Annotated in this window: 19 protein-coding genes; all 19 read left to right on the top strand. The window is 42.4% G+C overall.

From position 1 onward, the window contains the following. Window positions 1-6 precede the first annotated feature (6 nt). Complete coding sequence (locus KAH81_05560; protein ID MCK5833122.1) at window positions 7-384, top strand: holo-ACP synthase; 378 nt, start codon at window positions 7-9, stop codon at window positions 382-384. Between the two features lie 15 nt (window positions 385-399). Next, entirely contained in the window at window positions 400-963 is a 564-nt protein-coding gene (locus KAH81_05555; GenBank protein ID MCK5833121.1) for a hypothetical protein, read from the top strand. Window positions 964-1,109: 146 nt separating this feature from the next. Continuing rightward, on the top strand, window positions 1,110-2,567 hold the full coding sequence (gene pyk, locus KAH81_05550) for a pyruvate kinase (GenBank protein MCK5833120.1): 1,458 nt from the start codon (window positions 1,110-1,112) through the stop codon (window positions 2,565-2,567). 182 nt (window positions 2,568-2,749) lie between these two features. Further along, window positions 2,750-4,384, top strand: a complete 1,635-nt coding sequence (locus KAH81_05545; GenBank protein MCK5833119.1) for a formate--tetrahydrofolate ligase — start codon at window positions 2,750-2,752, stop codon at window positions 4,382-4,384. A 457-nt stretch (window positions 4,385-4,841) separates the two neighbouring features. Further along, a complete protein-coding gene (locus KAH81_05540; protein MCK5833118.1) occupies window positions 4,842-5,129 on the top strand; it encodes a co-chaperone GroES in 288 nt (95 codons plus the stop codon). 10 nt (window positions 5,130-5,139) lie between these two features. After that, window positions 5,140-6,768, top strand: coding sequence for a chaperonin GroEL (gene groL / locus KAH81_05535; GenBank protein MCK5833117.1), 1,629 nt, complete (start codon window positions 5,140-5,142; stop codon window positions 6,766-6,768). Window positions 6,769-6,883: 115 nt separating this feature from the next. Beyond that, entirely contained in the window at window positions 6,884-7,888 is a 1,005-nt protein-coding gene (hrcA, locus tag KAH81_05530) for a heat-inducible transcription repressor HrcA (protein ID MCK5833116.1), read from the top strand. Window positions 7,889-8,087: 199 nt separating this feature from the next. Continuing rightward, on the top strand, window positions 8,088-8,621 hold the full coding sequence (locus KAH81_05525; protein MCK5833115.1) for a nucleotide exchange factor GrpE: 534 nt from the start codon (window positions 8,088-8,090) through the stop codon (window positions 8,619-8,621). 2 nt (window positions 8,622-8,623) lie between these two features. After that, window positions 8,624-9,772 carry a molecular chaperone DnaJ gene (gene dnaJ / locus KAH81_05520; protein ID MCK5833114.1) on the top strand — a complete coding sequence of 383 codons (1,149 nt, stop codon included), beginning with the start codon at window positions 8,624-8,626 and terminating at the stop codon, window positions 9,770-9,772. Between the two features lies 1 nt (window position 9,773). Next, entirely contained in the window at window positions 9,774-10,145 is a 372-nt protein-coding gene (locus KAH81_05515) for a hypothetical protein (GenBank protein MCK5833113.1), read from the top strand. A 65-nt stretch (window positions 10,146-10,210) separates the two neighbouring features. After that, a complete protein-coding gene (locus KAH81_05510) occupies window positions 10,211-10,705 on the top strand; it encodes a DUF177 domain-containing protein (protein MCK5833112.1) in 495 nt (164 codons plus the stop codon). Window positions 10,706-10,715: 10 nt separating this feature from the next. Then, window positions 10,716-10,898, top strand: coding sequence for a 50S ribosomal protein L32 (rpmF, locus tag KAH81_05505; GenBank protein ID MCK5833111.1), 183 nt, complete (start codon window positions 10,716-10,718; stop codon window positions 10,896-10,898). 17 nt (window positions 10,899-10,915) lie between these two features. Next, the gene (gene plsX / locus KAH81_05500) at window positions 10,916-12,043 is read left to right on the top strand and encodes a phosphate acyltransferase PlsX (GenBank protein MCK5833110.1); all 1,128 of its coding nucleotides are present in this window, start codon (window positions 10,916-10,918) and stop codon (window positions 12,041-12,043) included. Continuing rightward, the gene (locus KAH81_05495; protein ID MCK5833109.1) at window positions 11,988-12,971 is read left to right on the top strand and encodes a ketoacyl-ACP synthase III; all 984 of its coding nucleotides are present in this window, start codon (window positions 11,988-11,990) and stop codon (window positions 12,969-12,971) included. Before plsX ends, KAH81_05495 begins: the two co-directional genes overlap by 56 nt. 9 nt (window positions 12,972-12,980) lie before the next feature. Further along, window positions 12,981-13,886 (top strand): ACP S-malonyltransferase, encoded by a 906-nt coding sequence (gene fabD, locus KAH81_05490; protein MCK5833108.1) that lies wholly within the window; start codon window positions 12,981-12,983, stop codon window positions 13,884-13,886. Further along, window positions 13,883-14,485: a hypothetical protein gene (locus KAH81_05485; GenBank protein ID MCK5833107.1), complete on the top strand. Its 603-nt coding sequence runs from the start codon at window positions 13,883-13,885 to the stop codon at window positions 14,483-14,485. Before fabD ends, KAH81_05485 begins: the two co-directional genes overlap by 4 nt. Before the next feature lie 32 nt (window positions 14,486-14,517). Continuing rightward, window positions 14,518-15,444, top strand: a complete 927-nt coding sequence (locus tag KAH81_05480; GenBank protein ID MCK5833106.1) for a hypothetical protein — start codon at window positions 14,518-14,520, stop codon at window positions 15,442-15,444. A 187-nt stretch (window positions 15,445-15,631) separates the two neighbouring features. Continuing rightward, entirely contained in the window at window positions 15,632-16,156 is a 525-nt protein-coding gene (locus KAH81_05475; GenBank protein ID MCK5833105.1) for a hypothetical protein, read from the top strand. A 13-nt stretch (window positions 16,157-16,169) separates the two neighbouring features. Continuing rightward, window positions 16,170-18,016 (top strand): TonB-dependent receptor (locus tag KAH81_05470; protein MCK5833104.1); only part of this gene is annotated, 1,847 nt, incomplete at its 3' end.

Genomic DNA, 18,016 nt, shown 5'->3' with positions numbered 1-18,016 from the left:
AATAGCATGATTCTCGGAATCGGAATTGATATAATAGACATCCCTCGTATAGAACGGATCACTGAAGAATACGGCGAGGATATTATTAATCGCATCTTCGCGAAAAACGAGATAGTCTATTGCAATAGTAAAAAGAATCCAGCTATTAATTATGCAGGAAGGTTTGCCGCAAAGGAGGCCTTTTTAAAGGCCATAGGAACTGGTCTTCGCGGGGGTATAAAGTGGAAAGATATATCCGTTGTGAAAGACGAATTCGGTCGCCCTTTTTTGAGTTTGTCAAACAAAGCTAAGGAGGCTGCGGATAAACTCGGCGTTAATAAGATTCATGTATCTTTGAGCCATACTGCGGGAAACGCCATTGCGATGGTTGTTTTGGAGGGTTAAATTCATGGAGGTCTTGTGATTTCAATATCTGAAGAGGATACAATTTTATTGAGGTCTTTGGTTTCGGTAGATACGAGTGAAATAGAAAGCGCTTTCGAAACAAATATTAGAAACAAGGCTATAGGTCTCGAAAGATTAACCGATTATCAAGTATTCCTGAGCGACAAACTTCTTACAGCTTCGGAAAAATATTCTTCAAATATTAAGAAACTAATTGAGTTGTTAACGAAAGAAATCGAGCACCTATTATCTTCGGACCCGATAATCGAACAGCTTTGCATGGAATTAGATAATCTTTCTGAAAAAAAGGGGAGGATTCAGGCCAAAATCGACGATAAAAAGAACAGATTAAAGAAATTCCTTCCTCAAGGCAATACGAAAAGGGGCTGTTTTTCAATTTTATATAGGCCAGGAACACCTTATCTAGGGGTCGTCAGCGGTTCGCTGCTTCCCTCTGAATTTTTGACTCCCCAGCCCGACCGAAAAAAGTTGCTAAGATGGTTTAAGTCGAGTGGTGAAGCTGTTCCGGGAACCGAGATTAGAATTCGCAAAGACACAGTTATCGTGAAGAAAATCTGAAAGTCCGCTACCCAGTTTTTTATTTTAACTTCAATGTTAATTTTGAGGTTGGGAAGCAAATACATGCATACATCGAGGATTTTCTGTAGGGTTTTGACAAATGCGGGTTCGTTCTTATAATGAAATTCATTTGAAGAGGTTATATTATGAAGAATTTGAGAAGAACAAAAATTATTGCCACAATCGGACCGGTTTCATCGAATCGCAAGATGCTTGAAGGTCTTATTAAGGCTGGAGTTAACGCATTCAGGCTTAATTTTTCTCACGGTAGCATCCAAGAACACGAACGCACGATTGCTCTTATTAAAGAAGTAAGAAAAAACCTTAGGGTTCCTGTTAGTATATTGCAGGATTTAGGCGGGCAGAAGATTAGGCTTGGAGACCTAAAGGAACCATCGATTAAACTGGAAGCGGGCTCGAAAATAATATTTGATTCTACACTCGAGTATAATGTAGGAAATCGTTTACCTGTAAATCATAAGAACTTTGCCAATGATGTAGAAAAGGGCCATTATCTTTTTCTTGCCGATGGTTCGATCGAGGTTAAGATAATCGATGTTAGACCTCCGGAGGTAGAATGTGAAGTCATTGTGGATGGAACATTAACCTCGCGAAAAGGAATTAATTATCCAGATGGTTCATTCGATGTGCCTGCGGTCACTCAAAAGGACATCGATGACTTCAAATTGGGCATTTCTCTTGGGATCGATTTTGTATCACCCTCTTTTGTGCGCTCTGCAGAAGACTTAGAACCGCTCTTAGACATTGCTCGTGCTGTTGATAAATACATACCTTTTATTGTAAAAATTGAGAAACACGAGGCAGTCGAGCACCTGAATGAGATAGTTCGGATATCCGATGGGGTTATCGTTGCCCGAGGCGATTTAGGTGTTGAGGTTCAGCAAGAAAAGGTCCCGGGGATTCAAAAAAGAATAATCCATGAAGCTAACTTACGCGGTAAACCGGTTGTCATAGCTACACAGATGCTTGCTTCGATGACAAGAAATCCACGACCCACCAGAGCGGAGGTTGCCGATATTGCTAATGCAATTCTCGATGGGGCAGATATGCTACTTCTTTCAGAGGAAACTGCAATCGGTAAATACCCGATAAAGGCTGTCGAGACAATGGCTCAAATAGCCATCGAGACCGAAAAGGATTATCATTTTCTTAGGCGATTCCGCAAGGAGGAAATCCCTCAGGAGATTTCAGTGCCTATGGCTGTGTCCGGTTCGGCGGCAGGTTTATCTCGAACTCTTAACGCACCTGTCATTATATGTCCCACCAGTAGTGGTTTCACTGCGAAGATGATTTCATGTTATCGCCCTGAGGCAATGATTTATGCCCTTACTCATAAAAAAGATACTTTTCACCGTCTCGGCTCATTTTGGGGGGTTATCCCAAAGGAAATACCAGAGATTGACGATTTCGATGAACTGATTAGAATATCATTAGATACAGCAGCAAAACAAGGGCTTATCGAAAAAGGCGATCATTACGTTATTACAGCCGGATTTCCCTTTAACTCCGGTTCTGCAACCAATGTAATTAAGGCTGGCGAATACGCTACTCCAAAAATGGAGTTACCTCGATTCGGTCTTTAATTGTAAATTTTTATTATATTCAATAGGGCGATTTAGGAATTGCCATACTGAATTTCTGTTAAATTGAGTTTCCTGATACCTTAATCTCTTTTCTTGTTGACAGTAATACTAAAAGATATTGACTGTATTGTATAAAAGTCATATCTTCTATAAAACTGAAAGGAGAAGGTATGACTTACCAAATGAAACACATATCGGAAATTGCAAAGCAAGTTGGCCTTGATGAAAAGGACTTATACTATTTCGGTCCTTACAAAGCCAAGATTTATCCGAACATCAGTGATTTGACCGATGGAAGGCCCAAAGGCAAGCAGGTTTTAGTAACTGCAACTACACCGACACCGGCAGGAGAGGGAAAAACAACGACCTCTATCGGTCTTTCAATGGCGCTAAATAAGATTGGGATAAAATCGATAGTTACTTTGCGCGAACCTTCTTTGGGGCCAACGTTCGGGATAAAAGGAGGTGCGACTGGCGGAGGTGCTTCCACTGTCCTTCCCGAGGATGAAATTGACTTGCACTTTACAGGTGATATTCATGCTGTAACCACAGCGAATAACCTTCTTGCTGCGATGTTGGATAATCACATCCATCATGGCAATAAACTAGATATCGACCCTCGGAGAATCACATGGTCGCGCGTTCTGGATATGAATGATAGGGCACTCAGGCATGTGGTAGTTGGGATGGGTGGCACTGCGAATGGGTTTGTTCGCGAGGATAAATTCATTATTTCTGTTGCATCCGAAATAATGGCCATTCTCTGTCTTGCAGATGATTTTAATGATATGAAAGAGCGCATTGGAAAGATCGTGCTTGGCTATACTAGAAGCCGTAAACCTGTTTTAGCAAAGGACCTTAATGCAGTGGGAGCACTGGCATTACTTCTTAAGGATGCGATCAAACCTAATATAGTTCAAACATGCGAAGGAACCCCCGCGATAATCCATGGTGGTCCATTCGCAAATATTGCTCATGGAACCAACTCTATTCAGGCAATACGCCTTGCGCAGGCGTATTCGGACGTAACTATTACCGAAGCTGGCTTCGGCTCAGATCTTGGAGGGGAAAAATTCCTCGATTTTGTATCTCAAGTTGGAAAATTCGATGTTGATACCGTTGTTTTAGTTACGACTATTAGGGCTTTGAAATATCATGGCGGTCTTGACAAAAAAAACCTAATTGGGAAAAATGTCGAGGCTTTGAAGAAAGGTCTGGAAAACCTCGATGCTCATATAGAGAATATGCAGAACTTTGGTTTGCCTATTATTGTCGCAGTTAATAAATTTTCGGATAACGATCCGGAAGAGATCGAAATTGTGTTGAAACGAGCCAGGAACAAAGGGGTTTCCGCTGTAATTTGTGATCCTTATAACGGTGGAGGTGATGGTTGCATCGAGTTGGCGGAAGCAGTTTCAGAAAGTGTTCACAGCGGCGCCAAGGTCCAACCTATATACAATAAGAATATGTCAATAACAGAGAAGATTGAGATAATCGCTAAAAGGGTTTATGGTGCTGGCAATATAACCTATTCAAACCGAGCTAAAGGTAATATTAATAAAAATCTTACAGCTCTTGGTTTCGATAAGCTACATCTGATAATAGCGAAAACCCCCGCCTCGTTATCGGACAATAAGAAACTTAGAGGTCGTCCGAGGGATTACACTTTCGTCGTTGATAGTGCTTATGTCAATGCTGGCGCAGGTTTTGTAGTAGTAGTGTGTGGAGACGTTCTCCTTATGCCGGGATTACCCTCGAAACCTGCAGCCGATAGTATCGATATAGACTCTGATGGAAATATTTCTGGGTTGTTTTAGGGCGATGTAACTAAGAAAAACTTTGAGCAGTTTAGTCTTTAGCAACTGGATTAATAACTAAATCGAAGTTTAAGGGCAAACGTCGTTTTTCATTATAGATATCGGCGATGTCACGATTTTTGCTATAAGTATCATAGGTTGTTAACAGCTTAAATAGCTTGGGCAAAAATCCACCAGATCACCACCTTTCTGTCACGAAATTTGCAATTACGGCAAAATTCGCGCCATCGCCCTACCCGCGCCATTGCCTTAGTTTAGTAATTTATTAAGAGCTTGAATTGGCATATTGGGTTTTGGATAGTTCTAGCTACCCCACTTTATTTTGGTAGTTACTTTTAGATTTTCTCTTGACATCTTTTATCCCTTGGATATATTTACACGAATTTGGCACTCTAATTGTTAGAGTGCTAATCATTGAAAACCCAAATTGAAAAACATAACTCACAAGGAGGAACACATGAACGTCAAACCGCTTTCTGATCGTGTTTTAGTCAGACCGATCGATCAGGACACAACTGCTCGCGGTGGGATTATTATTCCTGATACCGCTAAAGAAAGGCCTCAGGAGGGCGAGATCATTGCAGTAGGTCCCGGCAGAACTTCTGACAGTGGAGAGCTTATAGTTCTGGCAGTGAAGGCTGGACAGAAAGTGCTTTATGGCAAATATGCGGGCACTGAGATCACAATCGAGGGTGATGAATACTTAATTATGCAGGAATCCAATATCCTCGCAATACTCGAATAAGGAGGTAACAATGTCAAAAGAAATAGAATATTCCGAACATGCACGAGACTTATTGAAGGTTGGAGTGAGCAAGCTAGCCCGTGCAGTCAAAGTAACACTCGGTCCTAAGGGCAGAAATGTTGTCCTGGATAAAAAATGGGGTGGCCCCACAATCACTAAAGACGGTGTCACAGTCGCCAAAGAGATCGACCTCGAAGATCCATTTGAGAATATGGGCGCACAGCTCGTAAAAGAAGTCGCATCGAAAACCAGCGATATTGCCGGTGACGGCACGACCACGGCGACAGTCCTCACCGAGGCGATTTTCTTAGAGGGCGTGAAGAATGTGACTTCGGGCATCAATCCGATGGCACTTCGCAGAGGCCTCGAGGCTGCTACCGTTAATATTATCGAAAAACTCAAGGACATCTCGGTCCCAGTTAAAAGTTCTGAGGAGATCGCTCAGGTAGGAGCTATTTCGGCGAATAACGATCGCGTCATTGGTGAACTTATTGCTGAGGCCATGGATAAGGTTGGCAAAGACGGCGTTATTACTGTCGAAGAGGCCAAAGGCACCGAGACAACACTTGATACAGTCGAAGGAATGCAGTTCGACCGCGGCTATCTTTCGCCCTATTTCGTCACCGATCCCGAGGCCATGGAGGTCTCTTTCGAGGACGCTCTTATCCTCATCCATGATAAGAAAATTTCTAATATGAAGGATATGTTACCGCTTCTTGAAAAGGTAGCCCAAAAGGGTAAACCGCTTGTCATCATTTCAGAAGATGTCGAGGGTGAAGCGCTTGCGATGCTTGTTGTGAATAAACTCCGCGGCGTCGTTCGTTGCGCTGCTATAAAGGCTCCAGGTTATGGCGATCGTAGGAAGGCAATGCTTCAGGATATCGCCATTCTCACCGGCGGCAAGGTTATCTCAGAAGAACTCGGATTTAAACTCGAGAACACCCGCGTCGAAGACCTTGGCAGCTCCAAGAGAATCACTATAGATAAGGATAACACGACTATAGTCGAGGGTGGTGGAGCTCAGGCCGATATTCAAGGCAGAATCAAGGAAATTCGTGCCGCTATTGAGAAAGCCACCTCGGATTACGACAGTGAGAAGCTCCAAGAGAGACTTGCCAAGCTTGCCGGTGGTGTTGCTGTGATTAAAGTCGGTGCTGCTACCGAAACTGAGATGAAGGAGAAAAAGGCCCGTGTCGAGGATGCCCTTCATGCTACTCGCGCAGCCGTCGAAGAAGGTATCGTTCCCGGTGGCGGTGTAACGCTTATTCGCTGTTTATCTGCGCTAGATGAACTTGCTTTCGAAGGCGATGCTAATGTTGCGATACGCATTCTTCGCAAAGCGCTTGAAGAGCCGGCACGACTCATTGCAGAGAACGCTGGCCACGACGGTGGTGTTATTATCAACACAATCAAGGAAAACGAAGGCGCGTTTGGATTTAACGCCGACAAAGAGGAATTCGAAGACCTTTTCGTCGCAGGCGTCATTGACCCGACCAAGGTCGTCCGCATCGCCCTTCAGAATGCTGTTTCCATCTCTTCGCTGCTCCTGACTACCGAGTGTCTCGTAACCGAGATTCCGGATAAGGAAGCTCCCGCAGCGGCACCTCAGATGCCCGGTGGCGGAATGGGAATGTATTAATACAGATAAACTCGATAATAAAGGGGGGCTATAGCCCCCTTTTTAATTTAATTGGTAGCCCTCATAAACCACAAGCTTTGGTTTATGGTTTATAGGAAGTGCTCAGAGAGTAATTGTGGAACTGACAGACAGAGAATCATCTATCTTAAAACTCCTCACCGAGGTTTTTATAGAGACGGCGCATCCGGTCGGAAGCAAGACTATCGCCGAGCGCCTGGGCTCGACGATATCTTCTGCGACTATTCGCAATATCTTCGTGAATTTAGAAGCTAAAGGTGCTATCGAAAAGCCTCACACCAGCGCAGGACGAGTTCCTACAAACGATGGCTTTCGTTATTACGTTTCGAATTTAATGGATCCCCAAAAACTAAAAGAGAGCGAGATTGCGGAAATTGATAGTTCTTCTTCGACTTTCTATACTAATACAAACGAGTTACTCGATGGTGTCGCGCGAACTTTGGCCAAACTGAGTAAACAGCTTGGGATAGTAGTTGCGCCACACGGCGAGGATTTGAAACTTTTCCGGGTCGAGTATATCCCGGCATCGCCCATGGAGGTTTTCCTTATCGTTTCTACAACGAGTGGTATGGTGAAAAGCGTTCCACTACGTTTTAGCTATAATATAGATTTTCGAAAACTGAATATTGTTGTGGATTTGGTTAACGAAAGGCTCTCCGGAAAGACATTCGGCGAGATACGAGTTAATATCGAAAAACGCTTCGAAGATATAGTTAGTTTGAAAGAGGCTTTCCTTCTGCGCTTGATAAACTCGGTAGATACGATATTCCATTTCGACCAGGAGGAATGCCTTCACTATTACGGCACGAGCCAGCTGCTGGAAAAACCTGAATTCAGAGAAACCTCTAACCTTGGCGGCCTGATCTCTCTCCTCGAAAACAGGCAGAATCTTACGCGGTTACTTGCGGTTTCGCATGGGCAACCATTGAGCATTCGTATTGGTGGCTCCATGAACGATTTGTCTATAGTTACCTGCGAGTTCCCGATAGCCACTAATTGTGGGATAGTCGGCCTTTTAGGCCCCATTCGTATGGATTACGCTCGTGCAATAAGCATATTAATATATGCTCGAGACGCCCTGTCTAAATCTTTTGGGAGATAAAAATCATTAATTTAGAGGCATCTAATTAAATATTAGTTTTTGACTATTTTAAGAATTGTAATCATATATAAGATGAGGTTTAATAACATAATACTTTTTGACATATTCAAGGTTATGTTTATCTTATGCGGTTAATTAGCTTAACCACAGGCTCGCGACATCATTATTCAATAATATAAGAAGAAGTTATGGAGAAATAATGGGTGATAAGAAAAAAAAGGGAAAAGAAATTAAAGAACAGAAAACCGATAACTTAGAAAACCTGACGGCTGAGATCGAGTCGTTAAAGGAAGAGAAGGAACGATTAAACGATGCCTATCTGAGGCTTGCGGCGGAATATGATAATTATAAAAAACGCCAAACGAAAAATTTCAGCGAAATGGTTTCTGCAGCTAGGGATGCCCTGCTACTCAAAATTCTAGATGTTCTCGATAACTTCGAAAGGGCAATTCAATCCTATGAGGAACCACCATCAGTCGATTTGCTTGTCGAGGGGATAGACCTTATTCACAAGCAATTTGTGGATATGCTGCATTCTGAAGATATACATACGGTTTGCGAGATCGGCGATTGTTTTGACCCCCAGATACACGAAGCAGTGGCAATGGTGCCATCGGATGAAAAGGAGAATACAGTAGTGGGAGTTTTACAAAAAGGATTTAAGTGTGGTGAACGACTTATCAGGCCTGCTAAAGTCTTGGTTTCCAACCATTTGGAAGACGAAAAGGACTAGATTTGAAAGATCTTTACGAAATATTAGGTGTAAATCGCAGCGCTACTGAAGAAGAACTTAAAAGAGCATACAGACAAAAAGCGAAGGAATGCCATCCGGATACTAATTCCGATCCCGAAGCAGAGAATCTCTTTAAAGAGTTATCTGGGGCTTATGCTATACTTTCGGACCCACAGAAAAGGCGGCAATACGATACTTACGGCACAACTGGGCGTTCTCAAGATCCCTTTGCTGGTATGGGGGGATTCGATATATCTGACGCTTTAAGAATGTTTATGGAGGCTGTTGGTGGAGTGGACCCTTTCGGTGGTAGTTTCTTTGGTGGTGGATTTGGTGGTAGTGGTCGCGCTTCCAGAAGCAGAAAGGGTGGCGACCTTCAGGTGACGGTTAAAGTTTCGCTCGAAGAAATACTCAGCGGGGCCAAGAAGAAAATTAAATTATCCAAAAAATATGTATGCAAGGAGTGTGGGGGAAGTGGTATTCCTGCGGGTGCGAAAGAAAAAACCTGTCCGGATTGTGGCGGGACCGGCCGTAGGCGCACAGTAAGGGCTTCCCTTCTCGGCTCAATATCTACAGTTACAACCTGCTCGACTTGCGGTGGAACAGGCACCACTGTAACAGCACATTGCCCAAAGTGTTCTGGTGAAGGTCGTATCGATGGAAGCCAATCGATAGATTTTGAAGTGCCACCCGGTGTTTCCGAAGGGAATTATCTTGTTATGGATGGAAAAGGCAATGCTGGTATTGCTGGAGGACCTCCGGGTAATCTTATTATTTTCTTCAAAGAAATTCCTCATAAGGTTTTCAATCGCCGTGGCGAAGACCTTTACATAAGGTTCCCATTGACCTTCTCGCGGGCCGCACTTGGCGCGGAGGTAAAAATTCCAACCCTCGAGGGCGAGGATAAAGCGCTAAAAATCCCTTCTGGAACTCAATTCGGTCAAACATTCAAGCTAAAAGGCTCTGGATTACCGGCATTGAATTCAAGGTCGAGGGGCGATATAGTAGTGACGGCTTTCATTCGCACTCCGACGAGGTTGAGTAAAAAGGAAAAGGAAGTTTTCGCAGAATTAGCAGAATTCGACTCCGAGCATTCCGCCGAGCATAATGACGAAAATATTTTCAGTAGATTGAAAGACCTATTTAACTAATATGAGAAAAAGCAGACGAAATGTTAGAATATATTGGCTTCAGTTTGTTATTTCAGCGATATGGGTAGGTGTGGTCGAGGTTCTTTTACAATCACAAGTATCAATGGAAATTCGAAGGTTTATTATCGATATTCTCATTATTCTTACTGGAGTATTAGCGTTTGAGCCTGTGGGAAGGCATATTTTTAAATATCTTCTTATAGGTGTTGGAGCATCCCTTTTAATCCAATTGTTAAGGAAAGTAGGGGTCTGGTATATGTCCTCTGGACCTGGTTTTTGGAAGATGGGTGGGCCTATTATTGCCCTTTGTGTTATTACAATAATACTATATTTTATTGGAGTAATAACACAAAAAGATAAGATGAAAATATAGACATAAATTTAAACAGAGAAATTTCTTCTTGACCTATCGATACAGTATAATTATAATTTCCCGAAATGTTTAACTTGAGAATTCCAGTATTTGACATTTTAGAAGGCGAAACGCGGATGGAAGTTTCCGTTTTGCCAGAGGATCTCGATCTCGAATTTGTCGATGTCGAGTTTAAGGAAAGAATCTTGATTATTATTTTATTATCAAGATTCGGCAGAATGATATCTGGCAATGCAGAAATAGAAACAAGCGTCGAACTTATTTGTGCGCGATGTTTAAAAAAATTCAGATATAAGGTGGAATCTAAATTTGAATTGCAGATGAAAGTTGAAAGAGGTGCGTCTCGTTTCGCTAATTTTTTGGACGAAGATTTTGCATTTTTAGATGAAACGAACGGTTTAATAGACCTACGCGAGAGGATACGAGAAGAAATAGTATTCGATATCCCCCGAATTCCAATTTGTGACGAAAATTGTGTTGGGATAGAATTCAATGAAGAAAAAAATAATATAATCGATCCTAGATGGGAAAAACTTAATAAAGTTAAGAATAATAATTGAAAGGATAATCATGGCACTGCCAAAGCATCGAACAGGAAAGACCCGTAAAGCCAAAAGGCGCACTCATCAGAAAGCCAAGATGCCGAATGTTATCGAGTGTCCGCAATGTAAGGCGCCAACCCTTTCTCATAGGGCTTGCCCGAGTTGCGGTTATTATTCAGGGCGAATAGCCGTTTCTGTTAAATCAACCTAGGCCAAGTTTAGGGCGCAATGGGGCGCTGGTCCTATTATACAAAGAAATTTGCCTATCGATGGGCGAGAGAGGTTGCCTCACGCGAGAAACCTATTGTTATCGCTCTAGATGCTATGGGCGGCGACCATGGGACAGAAGTCACATTGGAAGGCGCCCTTAATGCTGTTGCCGAGCAAGAGAACCTAAAAATCTTACTTATTGGTAAGAAAGATGAACTTACTGAGAAGCTCGGCAATAAATTTCTCCCAGAAGAAATCGAGATTCTAAACTCCGATGATGCTTTTGGTATGGACGAAAGCCCAACGGCTGCGTTAAGAAGACCAAATTGCAGTATAATGATGGGCGTTGATCTCGTCGCCACAGGAGAAGCCGACGGTTTCGTTAGTATGGGCAACACAGGAGCTGTAATGGCTTCCGCACTGGTAAAAATTGGCAGGATTCCCGGTGTTGAGCGACCAGCACTTATGACTCTTTTTCCCACAATCGAAGGAAGACCCACGCTCGTTGTAGATATCGGTGCCAATGTTGACTGCAAACCTATAAATTTGCTTCGCTTCGGACAGATGGCCTCACTTTACGCCAAAGAAGTTCTCGATAGATCAAATCCTAAGGTGGCATTGTTATCTGTGGGCGAAGAGGATTCCAAAGGTAATACTCTTACAAAAGCAACAAATAAGCTCTTGAGGGAAAGCAATTTGGATTTTATCGGCAATGTCGAGGGAGGAGCTATACTTACCGGCGAAGCTGATGTTATTGTTACCGATGGATTCGCTGGTAATGTCCTTCTTAAATTCGGTGAGGGTAGCATGGGGTTTTTCAAATCCATAGCTAAAAAAGGACGGAGAAACAACCTCTTTACACTCGCCCGTGGCTTGCTTATTAAAGGCCATTTCCGCAAAATTATGAAGGAATTCGATTATGCAGAATATGGAGGAGCACCTCTACTCGGTATTAAGGGCAATATTGTTATAGGGCATGGAAAATCCTCGATCGCAGCTGTAACCAACGCAATATCGCTGGCATCTGTGATGGCTTTCGCTGATATTGCCGGAGTAATCGAGGATTACATTAAAGGAAAGGTGAGGAAAGATGAAAACGAAGATATTGGGGACCGGATCGAATCTACCGGATCGAGTATTGACTAATGCCGATCTGGAGAAAATAGTAGATACAACAGACGAGTGGATTGTTAGTCGATCAGGAATTAGAGAAAGACGCATAGCTTCTTCCGATGATTCTGCCTCGACTCTTACTATGCCAGCCATAGAAAGAGCGCTCGAACGCGCGCATCTATCTCCGCAAGACATAGATGCAATTATTATTGGGACTATAACTCCCGATATGTTTTTTCCCAGCACGGCATGCATACTCCAGAAAAAACTGGGTTGCAGGCGCATACCTTGTTTCGATCTCTCAGCTGGATGCACAGGTTTCGTATATTCTCTAGTAATTGCAGACTCACTCATCAGAACAAAAGGATTCAAAAATATCCTCGTTGTTGGTGTTGAAGTTCTCAGTAAGATAACAAATTGGGATGATAGGGGAACCTGTGTGCTTTTTGGAGATGGTGCTGGCGCGGCTATTTTAGGCCGAACTGAGGATGATGATCCTTCCGGTCTTATGGGAAGTTTCTTATCTGCCGATGGCACTTTTGCTAAACTTTTGGAGATGCCTGCTGGAGGAAGCAGGCTCCCTGCTAGCGAGAAGACCGTTAAGGAGAATCTCCATACAATAAAAATGCTTGGTAATGAGACATTTAAAGCGGCAGTCCGAGCTATGGAAGAAGCTAGTTTAGAGGGGCTTAAATCTGCGGGATTGGAAATCTCCGAATTGGACTGGCTGATTCCGCATCAGGCTAATATTAGGATTATCGAATTCACGGCTAAGCGCCTTAAAATGCCCATGGATAAGGTTGTTATTACTCTTGATAAATATGGTAATACTAGCGCGTCAAGTGTTCCAATTGCACTCGATGAGGCTTTTTCATCTGGGAGAATTAAGCCGGGTCAAACTGTTCTACTGGTTGCTTTCGGTGCTGGATTCACCTGGGGCAGTGTTGTTTTTAGAGCCTAGGAAGATAAAATGAGAGCTTTCGTTTTTCCCGGACAGGGAAGCCAACAAAAGGGTATGGGAAAGGAACTTTACGAAACGGTTCCGGAGTTTAAAGAAATATTTTCAAAAGCTAGGGAGATATCCGGCAAGGATTGGGCCAATATTTGCTTTGAAACCGATAACGATAAACTCTCCAAAACAGAAAACACACAACCTTGCCTTTTTATTTTAAGTGCAGGGATACTCGCGTGTCCCGGGGTGAGTGGATCTTTCGAGGGCGTAGCGGGGCATTCACTTGGAGAATACTCTGCGCTTTATGCCGCCAATGTCCTCTCTTTCGAGGATGCGCTTAATTGTGTTATCGAGCGAGGGCGCTCGATGTCTCACGCAAAAAAAGGTGGAATGTTAGCTTCGTTGGGCATTGACGAAAAGGCCGCACAGCGTGTTGTCGATGAAATAAGTGATAAAGGCATAATAATAGTGGCAAACTATAACGCCCCGGGGCAGATTGTTCTTTCGGGCGAGGAGTCGATGCTCGATAAAACAAAGCAAAAACTTATCGATAGTGGTGCAAAAAGAGTTGTTCGTTTGCCTGTGTCTGGGGCGTTTCATTCGCCTCTGATGAGCGAAACGCGAAATACAATGGAAGATTTATTTAAAAAAATAAAGTTTGACGAACCGAAAGTCAGCTATTATAGTAATGTGTCCGGCGAAGAGGAAAGCGATCCCGATCGGATAAGGCGGCTTTTAGTCGAACAGATATCAAGCCCGGTCCAATGGATTAAATTGGTGAATTCGATGTCGAGAAGAGGATTCGACCAATTTGTAGAAGCGGGTCCAGGCAAGGTGCTTCGTGGGCTAATCAAAAGGATACTCAGGGGAGTGAATTTAAGCGGAATATCTAATGTCCAATCATTGAAAGATTATTTAGTATGATTAAGTTTAAGCTAGTATTATTAATTTTAATATTCGTAATATCCATTTTCTCCACGAACTTATTCGCCGTAGAGCGAAATTTTTCGATTTTTGCAGAATTCAAATATGGCAATAGTGTTGCACATGATATCAGTCCTATGGGTGTGGGTGGAAGTATCGATTTTCCTGTTATAGGAGAGAACGGTAGATTAGGTTTTGGCGCAGGGATAATGATAATCTCGAGTTGGTCCGATACATTAAATCTAAAGAATAGTCCAGAGCCTGAAGATACATTGCTTTATGATGTATGGTATAAAAATGGAACAGATATTAATTTATTTCTCGGGCCATCTGTTAGATATAGGCTTGAGTTGAACGAGGTCTTTTCGATTTCGACATTTGCGAATGGTGGCATATTAATAAATATATCTGCTTACGATGAAGTGAAGAAAGATTTCGATCCGCCTCCAATATATAGCATTAGTGAAACGCCGACGGATATAGAGTTTTATATTAAACCAAAAATTGTTCTTAGTTTTAAAAGGTTTTTTGTGGGGTATGAATTTTTCGGTGTTTCCGAGAATCTCGATCATGTATTTTGTGTCGGTATTATGATATAAAAAAATAGTAACACTAAAGAATACGAGGGAAAATGAGAAAAGGTATTATATTAGGTTTGATTTGCGTTATTGTCGCACTTCTGGTTTTTGGTTGCGGTGGGGAGAAGAAGCTTATTGGCGATTATCTCGAGAAGGGCATCCCAGTTTCTTATAAACCTGCCCAAGGCCAAAAGGTTTTTTATCGCTCAAATGCAGATAATCTTACCGAATTCACCGAACAGGGTTATCATCAAAGCACTCTGTCGAAAACGACAAGTTGGGAATCCTTTACAGTCGATTCTGTTGAGAATGAAATAACAGGGGTTACATATAAATTCCTTGGGAGCGAAACAGGTATATTTCAGAATGGGATGTATCAGCCTCAGCGAGAGGAAGATGATATTATTGGGCAAGAATTATCTATAATTGTTGACACTGATGGCAAGCTTATCGGATGGTTCGGCCTGGAAGACCTTGAAAGGGATGAATCCGGAGTCGATCGTGGAGAAATGATGGCTAGTAATTACGCATCGATTTTCTTCGACCACTTTCCGCAAGAACTATTGAAAATCGGGTCCGAATGGGTGCGAGAAAACGCAATGGATGTTAATACCAAAGAGGGGGATATGCACCAGATGACCAAGAAGATCTATACGGTGCAAGATTTTGTCGAGAAGGATGGCCATCCATGTGTAAAGTGCAAGATTAAGATCATCATCGACAATACCGGCGAAGGAACTGTCGACAACGAGGGGACAACATACCACTATTATAACGAAGGTCGTGGAGAGGGTAACGGAACAGTTTATTTCGATTTTAAGGCAGGTTATCCTATTTATTCAATGTTTAATTGGATTTTGGATTTCACAATAACTAGTGTCGATGAATCGACTCAAGAGGAGAACAGTTTCTCATATTATCAAGAACAGAAAGTGACCTATCACCTTATTACAGAATCTGATATTCCCGTTCAGAAATAATTGCTACAAAAAAGTTCTATAGATTGTGTTCTTGAGGCGCTTTATTAATAGCTATTACATAATGTAATAGTATCATATTCTAATAGTCTATATTATAGCGCTTGACATCTATTCGTATCGTATTTAGATTTAACAAATACAGTGTGTCGCCGAAGAAGAGTTTTATTTAAACTTCGGAGGTAAATAAATGAGAAATAGGGTATGGATATTAGCGTTTATGGTTGTTGCAGGGCTATTCCTTTTGGGTAGTAACTGTGAATACGGCCTTGCGCCGAGATATACGGCAGTCGAAGGCGATCTTATTTTTAACGGCGAATGGCCGGAGCAGGCAATTATGTGTTTTATTGTCATCGTCGATGAAAAACCTGATGAGTTGGTTCTAGATCCAAACTTGCTAAAAGGTTTTTACCAAATTCCTGAGAGTGATGTTTCGGCGAGGACAGATTCGGTTCATTTCGAAATTGAATTGAATCAAGGTTCCTATAATTGGACATTTGTGGCTATTTTAGATAGCGCAGCTCTCAACGATCCGGAAAATGGGCTTGGTTGGAGGAATCTGGCGACAGAATACATAGATGAAGAAGATCCAAACAAGTTGGGTTCTCTCGAAATAGGAGAATCTTCGAAACCTAAAATACGCATGTTAGTCGATTTTACAACGCCATACCAGGGAATCGGCAACCCGGGTTATTTCCATCTTGAAAGCCGCTAAACGGAGGTCAATTATGAGTAAGAGACTTGTATTAACAGTCTGTCTTGGTTTATTGATCGGCTTAACCAGTTTTGCCGCTACAACCCATAAGATAAACGGGAAAATAGTGGACGAAAAGGGGAAGGGGCTGCCTGGTGCTAATATAGTGGTTGCCGGTATAGGAAAAGGTGCTTCAACAAATCTTGCTGGCGAATATAATATTAGTGATTTACCCTCGGGAACCTTCGAGTTTACAGTCTCAATGATTGGATATGAAACGACCAGTCAGGATGTCACTGTTGTTGCAGATCAGGAAATTACTTTCAGCCTTCTTCCAAAGGCTTATCAATCTCAGCCAGTTATTGTTACCGCTAGCAGAACGAGACAGAAGCTTCAGGATAGCCCTGTGACTACAAGTGTTATCGAAGCTGAGCAAATTGCCGAGCGGAATTTTCTTTCAGCCGATGAAGCAATGAGATTTATTGGAGGGGTTTCGATGAATAAATCCCAAATATCAATTCGTAATTCGTCGGGATTTGTACACGGGGCAGGCACGCGTGTCTTGGTGATGATAGATGGTGTTCCAATGTCTGCAGGTGATACAGGTGAGATTAAATGGGATTCCATGCCTATAGGCCAGATTGAACAACTGGAGGTTGTGAAATCTGCCGGTAGCGCGCTTTATGGCTCAGATGCAATGGGGGGCGTAATAAACATTATTACCCGTAAACCCGAAGAAAAATCGACTTATCGTATAACAACTGAGATTGGGGCTTGGGATAAACCAGCATATGAGGAGTGGGAATGGACGCAAGATACAAGGCTTTTTCATCGCCTTGGTATTGAACATACTCGTCAGATAAAAGACTGGGGTTTTCTTTTTTCTATCGAAGAGAAGCAAGATGAAAGTTTCCGTCAGGCGGACTATTTTTATCGAGGGTCGTTTTTCGGAAAGGCTACTAAGAGGATTGGGAATTCCAATAATTTGAGTTTTATGACGAATATTGCATATGAGGATCGAGGTTGCGGTCTTGAATGGTTTAGCCAAAAAAACGCTCTTATGGTGGATCCGGGAAAAGAAGACGATAGAGTGTGGTCCTCTAAAATAAATGGAAATGTGATATATTCGGGCAACTCGAACGGGGGAAAGCAGGTTTGGATTGTAAAAGGTTATACAAATTATAACAATTGGGTAGATTATCTTTACGATGGTAACGGCGGTTACGATCATCATCGAAGTGAGTCAAACAAAGCAGGGGCCGATGTGCAATATACTTTTGTCCCTTCCGATGATCATCGTTTCACAACAGGTGGAGATTTTAACTTGATAATTATCGATGCCACTATTTTTGGGAAACACAGCGGATTTGGCGGAGCATTATATCTTCAGGATGAGATCAACACCTTCAATCCTTTGGTTGCAACCATAGGTTTAAGAGGCGATGTATTCCGTGTAAACGTTGCTGACGATTATGATGGTGAGGTTTATGCTCAATTGAATCCAAAGATCGGGGTTGTTTATCATATTTCCGAGAATTTTGCTGCGAGGTCGAATTTTGGAACAGGTTTTAGAATGCCTACCATGGCCGAACTTTTTACGGAAATGAATGCCGGTGGTATTTTAAAAGTTCGGCCAAATCCTACCTTGAAAGCAGAGCAGGCATATAGTGCCGAGGGTGGAATCAATTGGATATCTCACAGTCAAATGATCGATGTCGCAATCTTCAATACTTGGTATAAGGATATGATAGAACCCATTCCTTTTTTGGGTAATCAGGTTAAGTTCATGAATATTCAGGATGCTAATATATTCGGTGTCGAAACTTCGATGAAATGCAACATAGGTGAGGTTTTCGGTCTAGGAAACGAGCATAATACTCC

This window comes from bacterium (assembly GCA_023145965.1).
Classification (GTDB): domain Bacteria; phylum UBP14; class UBA6098; order UBA6098; family UBA6098; genus UBA6098.
The sequence above is the reverse complement of the archived record's forward strand: the minus strand, read 5'-3'. Positions and strand labels throughout refer to the sequence as shown.